Origin of the sequence: Aquaticitalea lipolytica, from assembly GCF_014641635.1 — a bacterium.
In the GTDB taxonomy this organism is placed as follows: domain Bacteria; phylum Bacteroidota; class Bacteroidia; order Flavobacteriales; family Flavobacteriaceae; genus Aquaticitalea; species Aquaticitalea lipolytica.
Map to the genome: position 1 here is coordinate 407196 of NZ_BMIC01000002.1, position 21057 is coordinate 428252.

20 protein-coding genes are annotated in these 21057 nt (G+C 31.4%); 11 read left to right on the forward strand and 9 right to left on the reverse strand.

Going from position 1 to position 21057, the window contains the following annotated elements; translation table 11 throughout:
* Positions 1-44: 44 nt before the first annotated feature.
* Positions 45-2039 carry an NAD-dependent DNA ligase LigA gene (ligA, locus tag IEW41_RS08725; protein WP_188605961.1) on the reverse strand — a complete coding sequence of 665 codons (1995 nt, stop codon included), beginning with the start codon at positions 2037-2039 and terminating at the stop codon, positions 45-47.
* A gap of 60 nt (positions 2040-2099) precedes the next feature.
* Here ligA and IEW41_RS08730 point away from each other — a divergent pair, with 60 nt between their 5' ends.
* The 3 genes from IEW41_RS08730 (at position 2100) to IEW41_RS08740 (ending at position 7724) form a co-directional block, all read left to right on the forward strand.
* A complete protein-coding gene (locus tag IEW41_RS08730; protein WP_188605962.1) occupies positions 2100-4391 on the forward strand; it encodes a beta-N-acetylhexosaminidase in 2292 nt (763 codons plus the stop codon).
* Positions 4392-4501: 110 nt separating this feature from the next.
* Entirely contained in the window at positions 4502-5233 is a 732-nt protein-coding gene (locus IEW41_RS08735) for a copper homeostasis protein CutC (RefSeq protein WP_188605963.1), read from the forward strand.
* Positions 5234-5291: 58 nt separating this feature from the next.
* Positions 5292-7724 carry a beta-mannosidase gene (locus tag IEW41_RS08740; protein WP_229660199.1) on the forward strand — a complete coding sequence of 811 codons (2433 nt, stop codon included), beginning with the start codon at positions 5292-5294 and terminating at the stop codon, positions 7722-7724.
* Here IEW41_RS08740 and prmC read toward each other — a convergent pair.
* Both prmC and IEW41_RS08750 read right to left on the reverse strand, forming a co-directional pair.
* Positions 7714-8580 (reverse strand): peptide chain release factor N(5)-glutamine methyltransferase, encoded by an 867-nt coding sequence (prmC, locus tag IEW41_RS08745; protein WP_188605965.1) that lies wholly within the window; start codon positions 8578-8580, stop codon positions 7714-7716. The genes IEW41_RS08740 and prmC overlap by 11 nt on opposite strands.
* Positions 8581-8593: 13 nt before the next feature.
* Complete coding sequence (locus tag IEW41_RS08750) at positions 8594-9079, reverse strand: GNAT family N-acetyltransferase (RefSeq protein ID WP_188606000.1); 486 nt, start codon at positions 9077-9079, stop codon at positions 8594-8596.
* A 29-nt stretch (positions 9080-9108) separates the two neighbouring features.
* Here IEW41_RS08750 and ribD point away from each other — a divergent pair, with 29 nt between their 5' ends.
* Genes ribD through IEW41_RS08770 form a run of 4 tightly spaced genes read left to right on the forward strand, consistent with a single transcriptional unit; the run spans position 9109 to position 12197 of the window.
* Positions 9109-10113 carry a bifunctional diaminohydroxyphosphoribosylaminopyrimidine deaminase/5-amino-6-(5-phosphoribosylamino)uracil reductase RibD gene (ribD, locus tag IEW41_RS08755; RefSeq protein ID WP_188606001.1) on the forward strand — a complete coding sequence of 335 codons (1005 nt, stop codon included), beginning with the start codon at positions 9109-9111 and terminating at the stop codon, positions 10111-10113.
* Positions 10106-10717: an HAD family hydrolase gene (locus IEW41_RS08760; RefSeq protein ID WP_188605966.1), complete on the forward strand. Its 612-nt coding sequence runs from the start codon at positions 10106-10108 to the stop codon at positions 10715-10717. The genes ribD and IEW41_RS08760 overlap by 8 nt, the downstream gene beginning before the upstream one ends.
* Positions 10714-11577, forward strand: a complete 864-nt coding sequence (locus IEW41_RS08765; RefSeq protein ID WP_188605967.1) for a DMT family transporter — start codon at positions 10714-10716, stop codon at positions 11575-11577. The genes IEW41_RS08760 and IEW41_RS08765 overlap by 4 nt, the downstream gene beginning before the upstream one ends.
* A complete protein-coding gene (locus IEW41_RS08770) occupies positions 11577-12197 on the forward strand; it encodes an IMPACT family protein (RefSeq protein ID WP_188605968.1) in 621 nt (206 codons plus the stop codon). Before IEW41_RS08765 ends, IEW41_RS08770 begins: the two co-directional genes overlap by 1 nt.
* Here IEW41_RS08770 and IEW41_RS08775 read toward each other — a convergent pair.
* Positions 12194-12604 carry an acyl-CoA thioesterase gene (locus IEW41_RS08775; protein WP_188605969.1) on the reverse strand — a complete coding sequence of 137 codons (411 nt, stop codon included), beginning with the start codon at positions 12602-12604 and terminating at the stop codon, positions 12194-12196. The two genes, IEW41_RS08770 and IEW41_RS08775, sit on opposite strands and share 4 nt — an antisense overlap.
* 191 nt (positions 12605-12795) lie before the next feature.
* On the opposite strand from IEW41_RS08775, the gene dnaA reads away from it, so the two are divergent.
* The 4 genes from dnaA (at position 12796) to IEW41_RS08795 (ending at position 16877) form a co-directional block, all read left to right on the forward strand.
* Entirely contained in the window at positions 12796-14223 is a 1428-nt protein-coding gene (dnaA, locus tag IEW41_RS08780) for a chromosomal replication initiator protein DnaA (protein ID WP_188605970.1), read from the forward strand.
* A 10-nt stretch (positions 14224-14233) separates the two neighbouring features.
* Complete coding sequence (locus tag IEW41_RS08785; RefSeq protein ID WP_188605971.1) at positions 14234-14686, forward strand: low molecular weight protein-tyrosine-phosphatase; 453 nt, start codon at positions 14234-14236, stop codon at positions 14684-14686.
* 68 nt (positions 14687-14754) lie between these two features.
* Positions 14755-16161 (forward strand): PQQ-dependent sugar dehydrogenase, encoded by a 1407-nt coding sequence (locus IEW41_RS08790; protein WP_188605972.1) that lies wholly within the window; start codon positions 14755-14757, stop codon positions 16159-16161.
* Positions 16161-16877: an SAM-dependent methyltransferase gene (locus tag IEW41_RS08795; RefSeq protein WP_188605973.1), complete on the forward strand. Its 717-nt coding sequence runs from the start codon at positions 16161-16163 to the stop codon at positions 16875-16877. The genes IEW41_RS08790 and IEW41_RS08795 overlap by 1 nt, the downstream gene beginning before the upstream one ends.
* 7 nt (positions 16878-16884) lie before the next feature.
* On the opposite strand, the gene IEW41_RS08800 is transcribed toward IEW41_RS08795, so the two are convergent.
* From IEW41_RS08800 to dapF, 5 genes are all read right to left on the reverse strand, one after another.
* Positions 16885-17550, reverse strand: a complete 666-nt coding sequence (locus tag IEW41_RS08800) for a peptidoglycan-binding protein LysM (protein WP_188605974.1) — start codon at positions 17548-17550, stop codon at positions 16885-16887.
* 106 nt (positions 17551-17656) lie between these two features.
* Complete coding sequence (locus tag IEW41_RS08805) at positions 17657-18565, reverse strand: DUF2279 domain-containing protein (protein WP_188605975.1); 909 nt, start codon at positions 18563-18565, stop codon at positions 17657-17659.
* A 5-nt stretch (positions 18566-18570) separates the two neighbouring features.
* Positions 18571-19614: an endolytic transglycosylase MltG gene (gene mltG, locus IEW41_RS08810; RefSeq protein WP_188605976.1), complete on the reverse strand. Its 1044-nt coding sequence runs from the start codon at positions 19612-19614 to the stop codon at positions 18571-18573.
* A gap of 1 nt (position 19615) precedes the next feature.
* The gene (locus IEW41_RS08815) at positions 19616-20140 is read right to left on the reverse strand and encodes a GNAT family N-acetyltransferase (RefSeq protein ID WP_188605977.1); all 525 of its coding nucleotides are present in this window, start codon (positions 20138-20140) and stop codon (positions 19616-19618) included.
* Complete coding sequence (gene dapF / locus IEW41_RS08820; protein WP_188605978.1) at positions 20137-20913, reverse strand: diaminopimelate epimerase; 777 nt, start codon at positions 20911-20913, stop codon at positions 20137-20139. Before dapF ends, IEW41_RS08815 begins: the two co-directional genes overlap by 4 nt.
* Positions 20914-21057 lie beyond the last annotated feature (144 nt).

Here is a 21057-nt window from a genome sequence, read left to right on the forward strand (position 1 = left end):
ACAAAAATGCATTTAATCGATGAAATTAAAGTTTTTGTAAGATTTTACTTTATTAATTGAAGAAAATCAAACTCTGAGATTATTGAGACATTTAACGATTCTGCTTTAGTTTTTTTACTTGGTCCCATATTATCTCCAGCAACAACAAAATTTGTTTTTGAAGAGATTGATGAAGACACCTTGCCTCCATTGTCCTCGATAAGTTTCTTTAACTCATCACGAGAAACTGTTTCAAAAACTCCTGAAACAACAAATATTTGACCTTGAAGTTTATTAGTCTGATTTGCCAGTTTTTCTGCTGATATTTCTAATTGAACTCCAAAACCTTTTAATCTTTGAATAATATTTTGGTTTTTATCTGAATTAAAAAACTCCACAACACTTTCAGCTATTCGAATACCTATTTCGTCTACAGTAACCAAATCTATAATTGTAGCATTAGCAAGTGCGTCAACAGATTTATAGTGTCTGGCTAGTTTTTTAGCAACTGTTTCTCCAACATAACGTATACCTAATGCATACAAAACACGCTCAAAAGGAATTTGTTTAGAAGCTTCAATACCATTAACTAAGTTTTCAGCACTTTTTTCTGCCATTCGTTCTAAAGGAATAACTTGTTCTTTTGTTAATTCATATAAGTCTGAATAGTTATTTATCAACGCTTCATTAACTAAAAGCCCTACAGTTTCTCCGCCTAAACCTTCAATATCCATTGCCTTACGAGATATAAAATGCTGAATACGTCCAATTATCTGTGGGTTACATCCATTATAATTTGGGCAATAATGCTGTGCTTCTCCTTCAGTTCTTACTAAAGGTGTATTACATTCTGGACATTCTGTTATATATTTTGTGGGTTGAGAATTTAGTGGTCGTTTGCTTAAATCAACAGCTATAATCTTTGGAATAATTTCACCACCTTTTTCTACAAACACCTCATCTCCTACTCTAATATCCAGCTTTTCAATCTGGTCTGCATTATGTAACGATGCTCTTTTTACTGTTGTTCCTGCTAATTCAACAGGTGCTAAATTAGCTACAGGAGTTATTGCTCCTGTTCGTCCAACCTGATATGTAATTTCATTTAATCGTGTTGAAACTTGCTCTGCTTTAAACTTATAAGCCATTGCCCAACGTGGTGCTTTTGCTGTATAACCCAACTCTTCTTGTTGTTGTAAATCGTTTACTTTTATTACTACACCATCAGTTTCGTAAGGCAAATCATGTCTGTGAACATCCCAATATTCAATAAATTCTAAAACCTCATCTATTGAATCTACCAATTTAGCTGCAGTAGGAACTTTAAATCCCATCTGCCTTGCTTTTTCTAAGCTTTCAAATTGTGTTTTAATTTGAATATTAGATCCTATAATACTATACAGCAAACATTCTAATGGTCGTTTTGCTACTTCAGCGCTATCTTGCAGTTTTAAACTTCCTGAAGCTGTATTCCTAGGGTTTCTGTAAGGTTCTTCACCAATTTCAATACGCTCTTCATTCATTTTATTAAACCCTTCAAAAGGCAAAACAATTTCACCTCTAATATCAAATTTTTCTGGATAATCGCCTTTTAATTGTAAAGGCACAGATTTTATGGTTTTTACATTTGCTGTTACATTATCACCTTGTGTTCCATCTCCTCGAGTAACTGCTTTAATAAGATTTCCTTGTTCATAGGTTAAGCTTATTGAAGCACCATCATATTTAAGTTCGCAAGTGTATTGCACTTTGCCATCAATCATTTTCTTGATACGCGTTTCCCAATCCAATAAATCTTCTTTAGAATATGAATTATCTAAAGAATACATTCTATACTCATGAACAACAGTTTCAAAATTCTTAGTGATTTCTCCACCAACACGTAGTGAAGGTGAATTTGCATCATAAAACTCTGGGTGTTTTGCTTCTAATTCCTGAAGCTGTTTCAGTTTTACATCAAATTCAAAATCGCTAATGGTAGGTTTGTCTAATACGTAATAACTGTAATTATGCTCGCGCAACTCATCGCGAAGGTTTTTTATTTGTTGCTGAATATCCATTAAAGTAATTGAGAAAAAGTTATCTTTTTGCTTTATATTTAAAGCATCTAATATACTAAAATGCCTTTCAAGAAAATAACCGCTTTTATTGTTTTTATCAGTTTTTTATACAGTTGTGGTTCACAAACTCATGAGGTTTTAGAAACACAAATTATTCCTGCTCCAACTAAACACACTATTAATAAAGGTAGTTTTACTTTAAATAGTTCTGTTGGAATTAGTTATACTAAAGACTTTAAAATTTCGGCCGAATTTTTAAAAACATTTATTGAAGAAGGAAGTCAAATAAAATTAAAAGAAAGCAAATCGATAGCGTTTATTAAAGACGAAAGCATCTCAAGTGCCGAAGGATATTCACTTCAAATATTTCCTAATAGAATAGAAATTAAAGCGAAAACAGACCAAGGCGCATTTTATGCTGTACAATCCTTACGTCAATTATTACCTGTTGAATTTGAAAATGGAACATTTAATGAAGACAAAGTAATTATACCATGTGTTACTATTGAAGATAATCCACAATTTAAGTATAGAGGCATGCATTTAGATGTTGGTCGTCATATGTTTTCGGTCAATTTTATAAAAAAATATATTGATGCTTTGGTTATGTTAAAAATGAATACGTTTCATTGGCATTTAACCGAAGATCAAGGTTGGCGAATAGAAATTAAAAAATATCCGAAACTACAAGAAGTCGCTGCTTTTAGAAACGAAACTTTAATTGGGCATTATAGTAATCAACCTCAACAATTTGATGGCAAACAATATGGAGGTTTTTACACACAAGACGAAGTTAAAGATGTTGTTGCTTATGCCAAAAGTCGTTTTATAACTGTAATTCCAGAAATAGAATTACCTGGACACTCTCAAGCAGCAATTGCAGCTTATCCTGAGTTAGGTTGTACAGGAAAACAAGTTGAAGTAGCTACAAAATGGGGCGTTTTTGAAGAAATTTATTGTACAAAAGATGAAACTTTTGAGTTTCTTGAAGATGTTTTAGACGAAGTGTTAGAACTCTTCCCAAGTGAATACATTCATATTGGTGGAGACGAGGCACCAAAAACAAGATGGAAAACCTGCGATGTTTGTCAGAACAGAATTAAAGCTGAAGGCTTAAAAGATGAGCATCAACTTCAAAGTTATTTTATAGCTAGAATTGAAACCTATTTGAACTCTAAAGGCAGACAAATTATTGGTTGGGACGAAATTTTAGAAGGCGGATTAGCACCAAATGCAACTGTTATGTCTTGGAGAGGAACCGAAGGCGCAGTTGAAGCTGCAAAACAAAAACATAATGTAGTGATGTCGCCAACATCACACTCATATTTTGATTATTATCAATCAGATAATGACAACGAACCTTTAGCAATTGGTGGTTATCTACCCTTAGAAAAGGTATATAGTTTTAATCCAATTCCTGAAGGATTATCTAAAGAAGAATCTCAATATATATTAGGTGCTCAAGGAAATCTTTGGACAGAATATATACCAACTTCCAAGCAAGTTGAGTATATGGTTTTTCCTCGTATGATTGCGATGAGCGAAGTAGTTTGGTCTAAACCAGAGCATAAAAATTATGCCGATTTTGTATCTCGATTAGAATATTTTCATAAACGTTTAGATGCTTTAGATATAAATTATGCTAATCATTTATTTGAAATTGAAGGCAGTTTAATTGCTGAAGGTTATCAACTTAAAACGTTAACCAAAAATAAATCTATTCGGTTTACACTAGATGGCTCAAAGCCAAGTATAAATTCAGAAGTTTACTCAAAACCAATTCCTGTTACAAAAAATACAATGATAAATGCAGCTGTTTTTAATGATAAAGAGCAATTAGGTTCAATATTTACACAAACTATAAATTACCATAAAGCAGTGGGTAAAAAAATCACAATTAATGTAGAGCCTAACAAAGCCTACTCTGGTAGTGGTGCAGATGGATTAATTAATGGGATTTCAGGTAGCGATACGCGTTATGGCGACAAAGAATGGCTAGGATTTTGGGGAGATGATTTAGAAATCACTATCGATTTAGGTGAAGAAATGGATATTAATTCAATAGAAACCAGATTTCATAACGGACAAGGACAATGGATTTATGCTCCAAATGAAATTTGGTTTAAATTTCAACTTGCAGATGGATCGACAGTAACTGATAAAATAAACACACAAAATGAAGTGACCAAAAACTTGGTGGATATCAATTATATATTTACAAAACCAAAACATTTAGACATTAAAGTCAAAACAATCATTCTAAAAATACCAAATTATGGAATCATTCCAGAAGGTAAACAAGGTGTTGGCAACAAAGCCTGGACGTTTATTGATGAAATAATAATAAATTAAAAAAACAGCGTCAGTTCGAGTGAAATTGCAAAGCAATTTAGTATCGAGAACAATAACATCTCGATACATTTTTTATAATCAAAATCACTCTATGCGACGACAATATAACTATGATACTAGAAATCTGTGCAAGTAATTACCAATCTGCTATAAATGCTCAACAAGCTGGAGCACATCGCATTGAGCTATGTTCTGAACTGGCTGTTGGTGGTATTACACCTAGTTACGGATTATTAAAACAAGTACTTAAATCAGTTACAATTCCTGTGTTTGTTTTAATTAGACCTCGAAGTGGCAATTTCACCTATTCTGATCATGAGTTTGAGATTATGAAACAAGATATTCAACTTTGTAAAGATTTAGGTTGCGTAGGAATTGTTTCAGGTGTTTTAAACAATAACAATACTATAAATATTGAAAGAACAAAAGAACTTGTTGAACTATCAAAGCCGCTTGAGTTTGCATTTCATCGCGCTTTCGACCTTGTTATTAATCCAAAGGAAGCTTTAGAACAATTAATCAATTTAGGTATTAATAGGGTTTTAACATCTGGTCAACACTCAAAAGCTATTGATGGATTAGATGTATTAAAAGCATTAAAAGAACAAGCTAAAAACAGAATTACAATTTTGCCAGGAAGTGGTATTAATTCAGAAAACGCAAAAATATTTAAAGATTCTGGATTTAAAGAAATACACGCTTCAGCAACGCAAATAATTCAAACAAACACCACTCCAAAAATTTCAATGAATAGCAGTAAATTTCTTGATGAAACTGTAGAATTTTATTCAGATATTAACACCATTAAAAACATACTAAAAACAGTAACTAATGAGGCATAATTTAATCTATCTTTTACTGTTTAGTGTATTGTTTAACTGTCAAACAAAAATCAATAAAATGCCTAAAAAAATAACCTTACATGAAAATTGGGAGTTTAAAAAATCAACCGATTCTGTATGGTCAAAAGCTACTGTTCCAGGAAATGTACATTCCGATTTGTTAGAAAACAACCTTATAGAACATCCTTTTATAAAAAACAATGAAGATAGCTTACAATGGATTTCTGAAACCAATTGGATTTACAAAACCGAATTTAGTTTACAAGAATCTACCTTAAACCATAATTACCTTGAATTTAATTTTGAAGGATTAGATACTTATGCTAAAGTGATTTTAAACGACAGCTTAATTTTAGAAAGCAATAATGCATTCAGGCAATGGCAAGTTAATGTTAAGTCGTTACTTAAAACAGATAACGAGTTACGAATTGAATTTACCAAACCATCAGAATTTGAAAATATTGAAAAAAGTAAACTTTCATACGAGTTACCTGAAGGCAATAGAGTATTTACCAGAAAAGGACAATTTCAATATGGTTGGGATTGGGGAATTAAACTCAACACTTTTGGCATTTGGAAGCCAATAACACTAACCTATTGGGATGAAACTAGAGTAAATGATATTTTTATTAAGCAAGATTCCTTAACTGATTCAAACGCTAATTTAACTGCAAATTTAGAGTTCAAAAATCCGCTTAAAGCAGATTTCATGATTGATGTCTATGTAAATGATACTTTAAACCGTTCATTCGAAATGCATCATAATCCAGAGATAATTCATTATAACATCCCAATTGAAATAAAAAATCCTAAACGTTGGTGGCCACACAATTTAGGAGATCCTTATTTGTACGATATAAAATTTGTAATACGTCAAAATGAAGCAACTCTCGATAACTACACTGTAAAAACAGGATTGAGAACCGTAAAACTAATTACCGAGAAAGATGCCATTGGAGAAACATTTTATTTTGAAGTTAATGGTGTTCCTGTTTATATGAAAGGTGCTAACTACATTCCACAACACAGCATGCAAAACTATGTAACTTATGATACTTATAATCGTATTTTAAATGATGTTGCTGATGCCAATATGAATATGATTCGTGTTTGGGGAGGCGGAATTTACGAAACCGATACATTCTACAATTTATGTGATGAAAAAGGTATAATGGTTTGGCAAGACTTTATGTTTGCTTGTGCAATGTATCCTGGTGATAAAGCCTTTTTAGATAACATAACACAAGAAGCAATTGATAATGTAAAACGCTTACGAAATCATCCATCAATAGCCTTGTGGTGTGGTAATAATGAAAATGCCGAAGGTTGGGATCGATGGGGTTGGCAACAAGGAAAAACGCAATGGCAAAAAGAAGAAATTTGGGCTAACTACTTAAAAGTATTTGATGAGATTTTACCTAAAGTTGTGACTGAATTTGCTGATAATATATCCTATTGGGAAAGCTCTCCTCGTTATGGTCGTGGTAATCCACTACACAAAACAGAAGGTGATGCTCACGACTGGTTTATTTGGCATGATGCATATCCTTTTGAGCATTTAGAAGAAAACGTGCCTCGTTTTATGAGTGAATTTGGCTTTCAATCGTTCCCAAGTTATGAAGCTATAAAATTCAGTACTCAAAATGACAGTCTTGGAATTTTTTCAGATGATTTTAAAACACATCAAAAACATGCTCGTGGTTTCGATTTGATAAAAACGTATATGGAACGTGATTTTCCAATTCCGAATGCAGATGAAGATTATGTGTATATGAGTCAAATATTGCAAGCTCATGGAATAACCAAAGGATTAGAAGCACAACGTAGAGCAAAACCTTATAATATGGGAACTCTATATTGGCAACTTAACGATTGCTGGCCAGTAATTTCTTGGTCTAGTATCGATTTTTTTGGCAATTGGAAAGCATTGCATTATAAGGCCAAACGTAGTTTTGTAAACGTGTTGTTGTCCTCAAAAATTGATAACGACACCTTAAAAACATATATAGTAAATGACGAATGGATGCAGAAAAAAGGAATGCTATCTATTCATTTAAAAGATTTTAAAGGCAATACACTTTGGTCAACCACTAAAGATATATTAGTTGATAAAAACAGCAGTGCTATTTACCATAAATTAGATTTGAATAGCCTTAAAATAAACAGAAAGGATATTGTTGTTATAACACAATTTGATGGTGAAACAAGCTATTTTTATCTGGTTAAACCTAAAGAATTGTCTCTAGAAAATAGCGCAATTACAACAAACATTATAGATACAAAAGATGGTTTTACAATTGAGTTAAAAAGTACAACACTACAAAAAGATGTATTTTTATTTACTGATGCAAAAGGCCATTTTAGTGATAATTTTTTCGATTTGATGCCTAATCAATCATTAAAAATTGAATTTAAAACTAATGCAAGCACTATTGACGATTTAAAAATTAAGACTCTAAATATGTTTGTTAATGGTCGTTTTAGCTCATAATAGCTTTTATCATTCTATTATTACCAAACATATCTTTTTTTAACTCTATGTCTTTAAAATTGAAATCTTCTAGTAGTTGAATCATTTCAGAACCTAGATATTGGTTAATTTCAAAATATAGCTTTCCTCCTGCTTTTAGGTTATGTGTAGCGAATTCGGTTATGGCTTTATAAAAAATTAATGGATTTGTATTATCAACAAATAAAGCGAGTTCAGGTTCATGTTTTAGTACGTTACCTTTCATTTCAGCTTTTTCTAACTCTCTAACGTAAGGTGGATTTGATACGATAACATCAAATTTTTGAGATGCAGAATCAAGTTCAGTATGATAAGTATCTAAAATGTTTTGCTCAATAAAATCGACTTCTACAGCGTTTAACTTGGCATTTTGCTTTGCAACCTCTAATGCTTTAGTAGATATATCGAGAGCTTTTACCTTGGCTTTTGGTAAGTTTTTAGCTAATGAAATAGGAATACATCCCGTTCCTGTACCAATATCAAGAATTTTTATTTGCTCTAAATTATCTTTATAATCTTCAATAATCCATTGCACCAATTCTTCAGTTTCAGGTCTTGGTATTAAAGTATTCTGATTGACTTTAAATACTAATCCAAAAAACTCAGTCTCTCCTATTATATATTGTATTGGCTCTTCAAGTTTTAATCTGCTCAAAGCTTCAAACAAAGGTTGTTCTTCCTCTTTTGAAATAGTGTACTCTGGCTGCATAACCAAAGTAATTCGTTTAAGATTAAGGTAGTAATCTATTAAAATATTAAAAAAACTATCTACTTCATTATTACCATAAATAGTATCTAATTCTTTATGAAAAACATTTAATATTTCTTTTAATACCATATTTAATTAATGACTAAAGAGTTTTAATCATCCATACATTACAAGAATAATGTCCTGTATCACCAAGTGGTCCATCTAAAGGTTCAAATCCAACTTTAGCATATAGTTTTCTTGCATCTCCCATATAAGGCATGGTTTCTAAATAACATTTTTCAAAGCCAAAAGATTTTGCCTTTTCTAAACATTTAGTCATCATTGCACTACCTAAACCTATACCTCTAGCCTCAGGCATAAAATACATTTTTTGTAGCTCACATACATTGCCTTCGTAATTATCTAATTGAGCAACACCAGCACCTCCAATTATTTTTCCGCCTTTATCTATAACATAATAAGCGGCTTTGTCCTTATTATATGTACTTGCCATAATATCTAACGATTTATCTGCATAAGCAGTTCCAACTTTAGGAACTCCAAATTCCACCAAAACCGAACGAATAACTTTAGCAATCTGCTCGTTATCTTCAGGCTTTATTTCTCTAATAATGATATTATCTATACTCACTTTAAAATCTTATTTTTGTGGCAGTGAAGATACATGAAAATTACATAAAACGCTGTATTGAAATTGCCAAAAATGGACTTGGTACAACTGCACCTAACCCAATGGTTGGTTGTGTTATTGTATATAATTCTAAGATAATTGGAGAAGGCTACACAAGCGCCTATGGAGGCAATCATGCCGAGGTAAATGCAATAAACTCAGTAAAAGATAAATCATTACTTAAAAAATCTACACTTTACGTCACATTAGAACCTTGTTCGCATTTTGGAAAAACACCTCCTTGTAGCGATTTAATAATAAAACATCAAATTGCCAATGTTGTAATAGGCACTATAGACACACATAGCAAAGTTGCTGGCAAAGGCATCGAAAACCTTACAAATACAGGTTGTAACGTTACTGTTGGAGTTTTAGATGATGAATGTAAAGTACACCATAAGCGATTTTTTACATTTCATAATAAACAACGTCCTTATATTATATTGAAATGGGCAGAAACCAAAGATGGTTTTATTGCTCCAAAACAAAAAAACGAACAACAACCAGTTTGGATTACTAATGAGTTGTCAAGACAGTTAGTGCATAAATGGCGCGCAGAAGAACAAGCCATTTTAGTAGGTACACAAACTGTTATTGCAGACAATCCTAGTCTAACGGTTAGAGATTGGACAGGTAAAAACCCTATTAGGATTGTTATTGATAGAGATTTGAAGCTTCCAAAAGATTATAATGTTTATAATTCTGAGGCAGAAACAATAGTTATATCTAAAGACAATATAGATTTTAACAAGCCTATTGCACAACAAATTTGTAATGTGCTTTTTCAGAATAATATTAATTCAGTAATTATTGAAGGTGGAGCAAAAACACTTCAGACCTTTATTGATGAAAATATTTGGGATGAAGCTAGAGTTTTTATTGGCTCTCCTGAATTTAAAGAAGGCATTAATGCACCTAAGCTCAATGGTAAACTAATACAAGAACAACTTATCGCTGAAGACCAATTAAAAATTTACATGAATGATTAAGACTATAATTTTCGACTTTGGTGATGTATTTATCAATTTAGATAAAGAAGGCGCGATGAAAAATGCGCTAAATCTTTTTGAATTACATGAATTTCCTGAAGACCTTTCTGCAGTAAATAGTATTTACGAACAAGGCTTAATGACTACTGATGAATTTTTAGAATTCTATTTAGACAATTTTCCTAACCTTGATAAGGACGACATATTAGATGCCTGGAATTTTATTTTAAAAGATTTCCCTAAACATCGCCTTGAATTTATTCAGAAATTAGCAGAAGACAAAACATACAAACTCATACTATTAAGCAATACAAACGAACTACATATAGATTGGATTAAGCACAATGTTAGATTTTATGAGGATTTTAAATCTTGTTTTGATGCTTTTTATCTATCGCATGAAATTAATTTAAGAAAGCCAAATGCTACAATTTTCGATTTTGTACTAGAAGAAAACAAACTCATAGCCAATGAGTGTTTATTTATTGATGATACTCTAGAAAATATAGAAGCTGCATCAAAACTAGAAATAAACACTTGGCACATTAACGAAAAAACAGAAGATATAACATCATTATTTACAATTAAAAGCGACCTATTTTGATATATCTTTTACTAAGTATTTTAGCATCTACCTTAATCTTTATTTGCTTTAAACTATTTGATAAATTTAAGGTAAACACACTTCAGGCTATAGTTGTAAATTATATAGTAGCTTGTACTTGTGGTCTTTTAAGCTATCAAAACCCAGTACGTATTAGTGAAATTGTTTCTACAAAGTGGTTTTATGGTGCAATTGCTTTAGGTTTTCTGTTTATTAGCATCTTTAATGTTATGGCACTAACAGCTCAAAAAAATGGACTTTCTGTTGCATCTGTAGCATCAAAGATGAGTGTTATTATTCCTATTGTTTTCGGTTTTTTTGTGTATAACGAAAGTGCAGGATTTCAAAAAATATTGGGAATAGCATTAGCATTGATAGCAGTCTATCTGTCATCAGTAAAATCAAAATCAACTGTTAATTTTAAGAAAAACTTATTATTACCAGTCATATTATTTTTTGGATCTGGAATTATTGACACTTCCATTAAATACCTTGAAACCACCTACGTTTCTGAAAACGGAATCCCTATTTTTTCTGCTACTATTTTCTGCTTTGCAGCAATTATAGGAATAGCTACTTTAATCTACAAAGCTTACAATAATCAATTTAAATTTGATTCTAAAAGTCTTTTAGGCGGATTGATTTTGGGAGTAATAAATTATAGCTCAATTTATTACTTATTAAAAGCTTTGCATTTTGAAGGTTCAGAAAGTTCAACCATATTTACTGTGAATAATGTCGCAATAGTAATGTCATCAACACTTATTGGTTTATTTTTCTTTAAAGAATACATCTCAAAAAAGAACTGGATTGGGATTGCATTAGCAATTATATCAATATTATTAGTCACACTAGCTTAATGATTGAAAAGGATACATATAAAACCATAACAAAGCCTTCTGAAGAAGTTTTGTTCAAAGACAAAAACAGTAAGTTTTATGGTTATGCTTATCCTGTAAAGAATGAAGACGATATAAAAACCCATATTGAAACATTAAAAAAACAACATCACTCTGCACGCCATTGGTGTTATGCATACCAATTAGGAATGAAAGAAAGCGAATATGCTTTTAGAGCAAATGACGATGGTGAACCTAACAATAGTGCAGGAATGCCAATTTATGGGCAGATTCAATCTTTTGACGTTACTAATGTTTTAATAGTTGTTGTTAGATATTTTGGTGGTGTAAAATTGGGTGTTGGCGGATTAATAAACGCCTATAAAACTGCTTCGCAATTAGCTTTAGAAAACTCAAAAATTGTTACTCGAACAATAAATCAAAAATTTTTAATCACTTTCGATTATAAAAACATGAATAAAGTGATGCGAATTATTAAAGAAAAGAATCTAAAAATTATTAATCAAACATTAGAGTTGGATTGTCAGATAACTATTTCTGTTAGATTAAAAGATTCTGATTCCGTTTTTGAAATTTTTGAAAATTTATTTGAAATAAATATCAAGGATTTAAACGATTAATTTTGCAGTTTATCTAAAATATATTGCGGACATCGTGTAGGCCTATTCCTGTTAATATCTATAAACACTAAAGACGTATTTCCAGTTGCCAAAATTTCATTTTTATCATTTAATATTTCATAATCAAATTCAATTGTTGCCGACGGAATTTTAACTAATTGTGTTTTTACTTTAATTACATCATCATAACGTGCTGATTTTTTGAATTTTACACTCAGTGAAATAACAGGCAGCATTATGCCACTCTCTTCCATCTCTTTGTATGAAACGCCAAATTTTCTCAACCACTCTACTCTACCAATCTCAAAATATTGCGCGTAGTTACCATGATAAACAACTCCCATTTGATCTGTTTCTCCATATCTAACTCTTATTTCTATTTCATCGTGTTTTAGAGATTCAGTCATAGTTTCTAATTTTTTTTTTTGTACTTTGCTAGAGATTTAAACATGAGGAAAAAATTCTTAAAATTCAATAGAATTTGATTTTTTTTTTAAGAAATTTGTTCACATATTTGTCACTGTAAAATTATTCAAGAGAAACATAAATTTCTCTTTTTTTTGCTAATCTAACTAACAACAAAAAATTAAATTTAATAATGGAGGTAACTGCGCAATCGGTTTGGAATAATTGTCTGTCTTTTATAAAGGACAATATTCAGCCCCAAGCCTACAAAACTTGGTTTGAACCAATTGTAGCTGTGAAGTTTACCGACAATGCTTTAAGTATTCAGGTACCTAGCAAATTTTTTTATGAGTGGTTAGAAGAGCACTATGTAAAAATCCTAAAAGTTGCTTTAACTAAAGAACTTGGTGAAAACGCCAAACTTGTTTACGTTATTAAAATGGAAAACACTTACGGTAATAAGCAACCATTTACAGAAAAAATTCCGAGTTCTAATAGAGGTGCAATGAAATCACAAGATGTTGATGTACCTTTAAACAATAAAAACCCTGAACTAAAGAATCCTTTTATTATACCTGGAATTAGAAATGTTAAGATTGAATCTCAATTAAATCCTAATTATAATTTCGAAAACTTTTTAGAAGGAGATTCTAATCGTTTGGCTAGAAATGCAGGTTTAGCTGTAGCAAACAAGCCAGGTGGCACTTCATTTAATCCATTATTAATTTTTGGAGGTGTTGGTCTAGGAAAAACACATTTAGCTCACGCTATTGGTATTGACATAAAAGACAAATATCCTGAGAAAACGGTTTTATATATTTCAGCTGAAAAATTCACGCAACAATATATAGACTCAGTTAAAAAGAATAACAGAAACGATTTTATACACTTCTACCAGATAATTGATGTGTTAATTATTGATGATGTTCAGTTTTTATCTGGAAAATCTGGCACGCAAGATGTTTTCTTCCATATTTTCAACCATTTACATCAAAATGGAAAACAAGTTATATTAACTAGTGATAAAGCACCTGTTGATATGCAAGATATTGAACAACGTTTGTTGTCTCGTTTTAAATGGGGACTTTCTGCTGAATTGCAAAGCCCTGATTTTGAAACCAGAGTTTCAATCCTAAAAAACAAACTATATCGCGATGGTGTTGAAATGCCAGATGATATTATTGAATATGTTGCGAAAAACATTAAAACTAATGTTAGAGAACTTGAAGGTGCCATTATTTCATTAATTGCACAATCTTCTTTCAATAAAAAGGAAATTACATTAGGTCTTGCAAAAGAAATTGTTGAGAAGTTTGTAAAAAATACCAAACGAGAAGTTTCTATAGATTATATACAAAAAGTAGTTTCAGACTATTTTCAAATGGATGTTAACACTTTACAATCTAAAACAAGAAAACGTCATATAGTACAAGCAAGGCAACTAGCTATGTTCTTTGCTAAAAAGTACACAAAGGCATCGTTAGCTAGTATAGGTTCACAAATAGGAAAACGTGATCATGCTACTGTACTACACGCTTGCAAAACTGTTGATAATCTTTCTTCAACAGACAAGCAATTTAGAAAATACGTTGAAGACCTTTCTAAAAAATTATCGCTTTAATTAAAAAGTAATGGCTAAAATACTAATGGTTTGTTTAGGTAATATTTGCCGATCTCCATTAGCACATGGCATACTTCAATCTAAATTACCAAATTCATTTATCGTAGATTCTGCAGGAACATGCAATTATCATATTGGCTCTCCTCCTGACAGTCGATCAATTAGTGTTGCCAAAAAACATGGTATTGATATAAGCACTCAAAAATGCAGACAGTTTAAAGTTTCAGACTTTGATAGGTTTGACATTATTTACGTTATGGATTCATCAAACTACAATAATGTAGTTAATCTTGCTAGAGACTCAAAAGATATTTCAAAAGTAAAACTCATTCTAGAAGAGATTAAAACTGATATTTCTTCAGAAGTTCCTGATCCATATTATGGTGATATTTCAGATTTTGAGTGCGTATTTAATGTATTAAACGAAGCTTGCGAGCAGATTGCTATAAACCTTAAAGATTAAGGTAAAAAAAACTAGTTACTTCTTTTTTTTGTAAATTAGAACAAATTAACTCCCTAAATATATTAATAATGAAGACTTTAACCTCTTTCCTATTGGGATTTTTTAGTTCTATTATTTTTGCTCAAGATATAGAACTAGAAGCTTTTGCTTCTGGATTTTCTAGCCCTGTAAACATAAAACATGCAGGAGATAATAGGCTTTTTGTTGTAGAACAAAGTGGCTATATAAAAATTGTTAACTCAGACGGATCAGTTAATGCAACTTCTTTTTTAGATATAAATACTATTGTTGTAGATGGAGGTGGTGAAAGCGGATTACTTGGATTAGCTTTTCATCCTAATTACATTGCAAACGGTTACTTTTATGTTAATTATATAAATAACTCTGGCAACACGGTAATTTCTCGTTTTACAAGAAACGTATCTAACCCTGAACTCGCAGATACTACTTCTGAATTAATTCTTCTAACTATAGATCAACCTTTTGGAAACCATAATGGAGGTGATATGGCTTTCGGACCAGATGGTTATTTATACATAGCAACTGGAGATGGAGGCTCTGGTGGTGATCCTGGAGATAGAGCACAAAACATAAATCTTTTATTAGGTAAATTATTAAGAATTGATGTTGACAATACAAGTAATGGAAACAATTATGCCATACCAGCAGGTAATCCATTTGTTGGTAACACTAATGCAATGGAAGAAATTTGGGCTGTTGGTTTAAGAAACCCTTGGAAATTTTCTTTCGATAAGCAAACCAACGAATTATGGATAGCAGACGTAGGTCAAGAAAATTTTGAGGAAATAAATATGGTTGGACCAAACGAAAGCGGAATAAATTATGGTTGGAGATGCTATGAAGGTAATACAGCATACAACCTAACAGGTAATTGTCCTGATCAGAGCTTATTAACGTTTCCAGTAGCCGTTTATTCTCATACAGGAAATGGTGCTTTTAAATGCTCTATTACAGGAGGATACAGATATAGAGGCATCACAGAACCCAACTTAACTGGGCTTTACTTTTTTGCTGATTATTGTAGTAATGAAATTGGTATTTTATCTCAATCTGGTAGCTCGTGGACGATGACTTTTACAGCACCTTTTAATGGAAATAACTGGTCTGCTTTTGGTGAAGATGTTAATGGAGAACTATATATTTGTGGTTTAAATTCTGGAACGGTTTACAGAATAAAAGAAAGTAATTTAGGTGTTGAAGACAATGATCTATTTGGAGTAAAAATTTATCCTAACCCAACAAACAATGAGTTTGTAATTGATACTAGAGATTCATTAATCCTATTAAAAGAAATAAATATTTTTAATATTCATGGTCAATTAATAACAAGTATTTCTACTTTTGAAAATCAATTAACCACCATATCTACAAAAACACTTACAAAAGGTATTTATCTAATAGAGGTTATAAATACTGAAGGCAATAAAAAGACAAAAAAACTCATAAAAAGTTAATGGAGCAAAAAACAGGAAAACTATACCTAATCCCAACACGATTAGGTGACAATCCACCACTAGAGGTTTTACCTTTATCAATACATAAAGTAATAAGCGAAATAGATAATTATATTGTTGAAAATGAAAAAACAGCGCGTCGCTTTATAAAAAGTGTTTGTCCAGAAAAACCTCAACCATCTTTAATTTTAAATCTTTTAAATAAATATACCCAAGAGGATGAGTTATTTAGCTTTTTGGATGCTTGTAAAAAAGGAAAGAATATAGGACTTTTATCTGAAGCTGGTTGCCCAGGAATAGCAGATCCAGGTGCTGAAATTGCTAAAATTGCACATCGTAATAACATACAAGTTGTGCCACTAGTAGGCCCTTCGTCAATTATTTTGGCTTTAATGGCTTCAGGAATGAATGGTCAGAGTTTTGCGTTTAATGGCTATTTACCTATAGATAAAGGCGAGCGCAAATCTGAACTAAAACGTTTAGAAAAACTGTCTCAAGATCAAAATCAAACACAGCTTTTTATTGAAACTCCATACAGAAACAACAAAATGTTGGAAGATTTATGTGCTGTGCTTCATCCTGCAACACGAGTTTGTGTGGCTTGCGATATTACTTTAAGTACAGAATATATAAAAACAATGCCTGCTAATGAATGGAAAAATGCGAAAGTAGACCTTCACAAACGTCCAGCAATATTCATTATACATAAAGATTAATAAAAAATCACAAAGTAACTTTAGCCTTCTTATTTGCTACTATGTAAGAGGTGTCATAGCCAGAAAACTTCTTCATATAGTGTGTGATAGATGAGCCAAATGCGTCAGAAAAATTAACTCCACCATAGCTTCTTAAAAACTTTTTTACACTTCCTGGTCCTGCTAAATGTGCAGCAGCCAATATACCAGATTCGGTAATTTGAATTCCACTTATTTTTTTACCTACAAAACGACTAATGTCTTTTCTTAAAATCCATTTATTTCTTTCAGCATTAGCTAAAAATGCTTTTTCTTGAAGCTCTGGGTTATACAAAAATTGCTCAGCGTTATAAATTCCTATCACTTTAAGAGTTTCAACACCAAATTGATATTTGCCTAAATACCCAAAATCGTTAACTGTAAAATAATTACCTCTAGACTCTTTAAAAGCTAATGCCTCTTTAAAGCCCATATAATTCTTACCTAAATAAGGAAAAAAGTTATCGAATGCGTTAGTTTGAGTAGGTTCTTTTTCGTCTAACATCGCAACATCTTTAGAAACTGTGTAGTTAAGTTCTAAACCTTTAGTTGAGAAGTTTGTCATATCTACAGTTGTGTTAGTATTTAACGCAACTACCAATATGGCACAAATTGACATTGGGACAACGAAATAATTAGTGATTTTTTTAATCATAATGCTAATTTTTTAAGCCTTTATTTTCTAAAAAATACCTTTTAATTTTCAGCGTGCAAATATACGACTTTTATTTAGATGCTGAAAATTAGACTGTTAACAATTGTTAAAAGTAGACAGGATGCACTTTTAACACACCTCTATCATCCAATTCCACTGTTGGAAATGGCACCTTAATTACGTTAAAAACCTCAAATATGGATTTCAATACATGAGATTTTGTTTCAATTCTTGACAAATCTACATCTAAACTCAAATAGAATTGACGTTTACGTTGATGACTTATAATCAAGTTATTAACAGTTTCCGATTTCCCTGTGAGCATACCATCTGCTCCATAGCCAATAGCTACATTTAGCCATTTCGGAATTTGGCTTTCTTTAAAAAAAGAATGCACATTAGCACTTAACCAATATGTTTGTCCGTTATAATCTTTTAGCATTTCTTCAATAAACCCTTCGCCTAGTTTGTCTGGTCTTTGTGGCGCATATTTTGTTTGATGAAATGAATATTTTAAGGTAATTCGTTGCTCTTCCCATAGCAATTCTTGACCAACATAAAGCCCTGTTCCAGCTGCATTTGCAGCCATATCACTCCAAGAAAATCCCCACTCTTCACTAAAACCATCAAAAACTTCAACAGCTGTTAAAAAAGTAAAACCTAATGTTGAACCATATACTAACTGGTTTTTTTTACTCACTCCACTCCAATTCAAAATATTTGCTCCTGCTCTGCCAATTTGGTATGACGAAAACACATGGCCAACTTTATCCATTTGCAACCACTCATCAGCATCATTTAGGGTGTGGAATTTAGAACGAGGATAATCTGCATACCACAACTGATTTAATCCTAATAAAGACAAACCCATTGTAGATGATTCAGATATAATTACGGCATTACGCCTAGGTAAGTTTAAGGTATCACTTGGCGTTAAAAAACTTTCAAATTTTGATTGTGCAACTGTAGATATAGTAACAAAAAAAACAATACAAATATGCTTTATGTTACACATTACAGTTACCTATTTACACCTTGTTTATTAATCCAATTTACATACTCTTGTCTGTTTACATTATGTTGCGACAAGCTTTTAGCAAATTTATGGTATCCAAAATTTTTAACGTCTGCAACAAAATAGTAATAATCATGGTTTTCATAATTTAAAACAGCATCTATTGATGAAATATCTGGCATTGCAATTAAACCTGGAGGCAAGCCAACATATTTATATGTATTGTAAGGCGAATCTAATTCTAAATCTTTATAAAGTACTCGTTTAATTACTTGGTCAAAATCGCCAGTACTCTTTTTAATCGCATAAATAACAGTAGGATCTGCTTGTAGCAACATACCAATTTTATAACGATTCATATACACACCAGCTACACGGGCACGCTCATCTGCTTTTGCTGTTTCTTTTTGAACAATTGACGCCATAATTAAAACCTGTTCAGGAGTTAGGTTAATTGCTTTGGCTTTATTTAAACGAGTTTCATTCCAGAATCTGCCGTATTCTTTTAACATTCTGTCTCTAAACTGTTCAGCAGATGTGTTCCAGAAAAACTCATAACTGTTCGGTATATACATTCCTAATGCGGTTGCATTGCTAAAATTGTGCTTCTTTAAAAAAGAAGAATCTTCCATCACTTTTAAAAGCGTTATACTATCTGCTTCAATTTGGGTAGATACGCGTCCTGCAAGTCGCTCAATAGTTTCTTGATTGTTAAATGATAATCTAACAGGAATATTATTACTTCTAATAGAGTTAATAATATCGTTATTACTCATTCCTCTTTTAATAGTATATTTACCAGCTTTTACATTTGCAACATACTTTTTCTGTTTTGCAAGTGCATCAAAATCACTTATATCTGTTAAATAAGGCTCAAGCTTTGCTCTAACATCATTGTAAGTTGAATTTGTTTCAATATAAATAATGATTTCTTCGTCTTCGAATGTGGTGTTTGGATTAAACATTATATCATATATATTATATGACACAAAAGCTATAATTGCTAATCCGATAAGTGCTATTGCAAGAAGAATTTTTTTGAAATACATATTATTTTTTAATCAGTTGAAATAAATACTCGTTTTTAAAATTGCCATTAGTGAAAATCCAGTCTTTTTTTAGTCCTATTTCATTAAAACCTTGACTCGTAAATAATTTAATACTTGCTTGATTGTCTTCAGAAATATTACAATATAATTGATGCAAGTTTAGGTGCTTAAAACTATAATTGATTAATAATTGTAGGGCTTCTTTACCAAAACCTTTTTTTCTGTTTATTGAATCTTTCACCAAAACTCCAATACCAGCTCTACTATTCTTAAAATCAAAATCAAACAAATCTATCATACCTAGTGCTTCATTAGTATAACTTGAAATAACCAAACGTAATTGTTTAACTTCAAAAATATCTTTATGTGCATTCTCAAGATATTGCTTTATAAGGTATTTAGAATAAGGTGTTTGAGTATTACTTATTTCCCAGATATCTTCGTTGTTTTCTATTTCATAAATAAACTCTAAATCTTCAGGCTCTAAGGCACGCAAATAAATATGTTCTCCTTTTAATGTTATCATTTAATGATTCCTTTAAACACTTGAATTGCTGGTCCTATTAACCATATGTTTTTAAATCCTTCTCCATTTTTTTCAAAAGACACATTTAAAACGCCACCTTCGGTATTAAGTGTTACCATATTTTTTTCGGTTTCGCCAATGTAACTCATAGCTAATGCTACTGCAGTTACTCCTGTTCCACACGATAATGTTTCATCTTCTACTCCTCTTTCATAAGTACGAACCGCAAAAGTGTTGTTAGAAACTTTTTTAACAAAATTAACGTTACTTCCAGAATGATTATATGGTGGTGCATACCTTATTTTAGAACCATTTGTTTTTACATCAAGTGACTCTAAATTTTCTTCTATTTGCACATGGTGTGGTGAACCTGTATTTAAAAAAATATGATTAGTATGCTTTTCAACTAAAGCAACATCTTGCATCTGGAGTTTTACTATGTCGTTATCAATATTCGCATGATGCAATCCATCGACAGCTTCAAATATTGCTGTATTACCAATAATATTCAAATATTTTGCAAAAGCTGTAATGCATCGTCCACCATTACCACACATAGTACTTTGATTACCATCTGCGTTATAATAAACCATTTTAAAGTCTGCTTTTGGATGATTTTCTAATAGTATTAATCCATCAGCACCAATACCAAATCGTCTATCACATAAGTTTGCAATAAGCGCTGTATTGTCTCTATCAAATAATTCTTGACGATTATCTATCATCACAAAATCATTTCCTGTTCCTTGATATTTAAAAAATTCTATTCTCATAACTTGATGACAAATATAGGAATAATAGGTGGTATTTTGCTTTGTTAAATCATCGTTAAAGTGCACGTTAAAAATCGTTAAAGCTGGAAAGTGAATTCAATAAATTTTTAATTTTAGTCGTTAGATATATAACATAAACTTTAT

Coding starts and splice junctions, on each gene's coding strand:
- ligA (WP_188605961.1), bottom strand. CDS start 2,039: ATGGATATTCAGCAACAAATAAAAAACCTTCGCGATGAGTTGCGCGAG.
- IEW41_RS08730 (WP_188605962.1), top strand. CDS start 2,100: ATGCCTTTCAAGAAAATAACCGCTTTTATTGTTTTTATCAGTTTTTTA.
- IEW41_RS08735 (WP_188605963.1), top strand. CDS start 4,502: ATGATACTAGAAATCTGTGCAAGTAATTACCAATCTGCTATAAATGCT.
- IEW41_RS08740 (WP_229660199.1), top strand. CDS start 5,292: ATGCCTAAAAAAATAACCTTACATGAAAATTGGGAGTTTAAAAAATCA.
- prmC (WP_188605965.1), bottom strand. CDS start 8,580: ATGGTATTAAAAGAAATATTAAATGTTTTTCATAAAGAATTAGATACT.
- IEW41_RS08760 (WP_188605966.1), top strand. CDS start 10,106: ATGATTAAGACTATAATTTTCGACTTTGGTGATGTATTTATCAATTTA.
- IEW41_RS08770 (WP_188605968.1), top strand. CDS start 11,577: ATGATTGAAAAGGATACATATAAAACCATAACAAAGCCTTCTGAAGAA.
- IEW41_RS08775 (WP_188605969.1), bottom strand. CDS start 12,604: ATGACTGAATCTCTAAAACACGATGAAATAGAAATAAGAGTTAGATAT.
- dnaA (WP_188605970.1), top strand. CDS start 12,796: ATGGAGGTAACTGCGCAATCGGTTTGGAATAATTGTCTGTCTTTTATA.
- IEW41_RS08785 (WP_188605971.1), top strand. CDS start 14,234: ATGGCTAAAATACTAATGGTTTGTTTAGGTAATATTTGCCGATCTCCA.
- IEW41_RS08790 (WP_188605972.1), top strand. CDS start 14,755: ATGAAGACTTTAACCTCTTTCCTATTGGGATTTTTTAGTTCTATTATT.
- IEW41_RS08795 (WP_188605973.1), top strand. CDS start 16,161: ATGGAGCAAAAAACAGGAAAACTATACCTAATCCCAACACGATTAGGT.
- IEW41_RS08800 (WP_188605974.1), bottom strand. CDS start 17,550: ATGATTAAAAAAATCACTAATTATTTCGTTGTCCCAATGTCAATTTGT.
- IEW41_RS08805 (WP_188605975.1), bottom strand. CDS start 18,565: ATGTGTAACATAAAGCATATTTGTATTGTTTTTTTTGTTACTATATCT.
- mltG (WP_188605976.1), bottom strand. CDS start 19,614: ATGTATTTCAAAAAAATTCTTCTTGCAATAGCACTTATCGGATTAGCA.
- IEW41_RS08815 (WP_188605977.1), bottom strand. CDS start 20,140: ATGATAACATTAAAAGGAGAACATATTTATTTGCGTGCCTTAGAGCCT.
- dapF (WP_188605978.1), bottom strand. CDS start 20,913: ATGAGAATAGAATTTTTTAAATATCAAGGAACAGGAAATGATTTTGTG.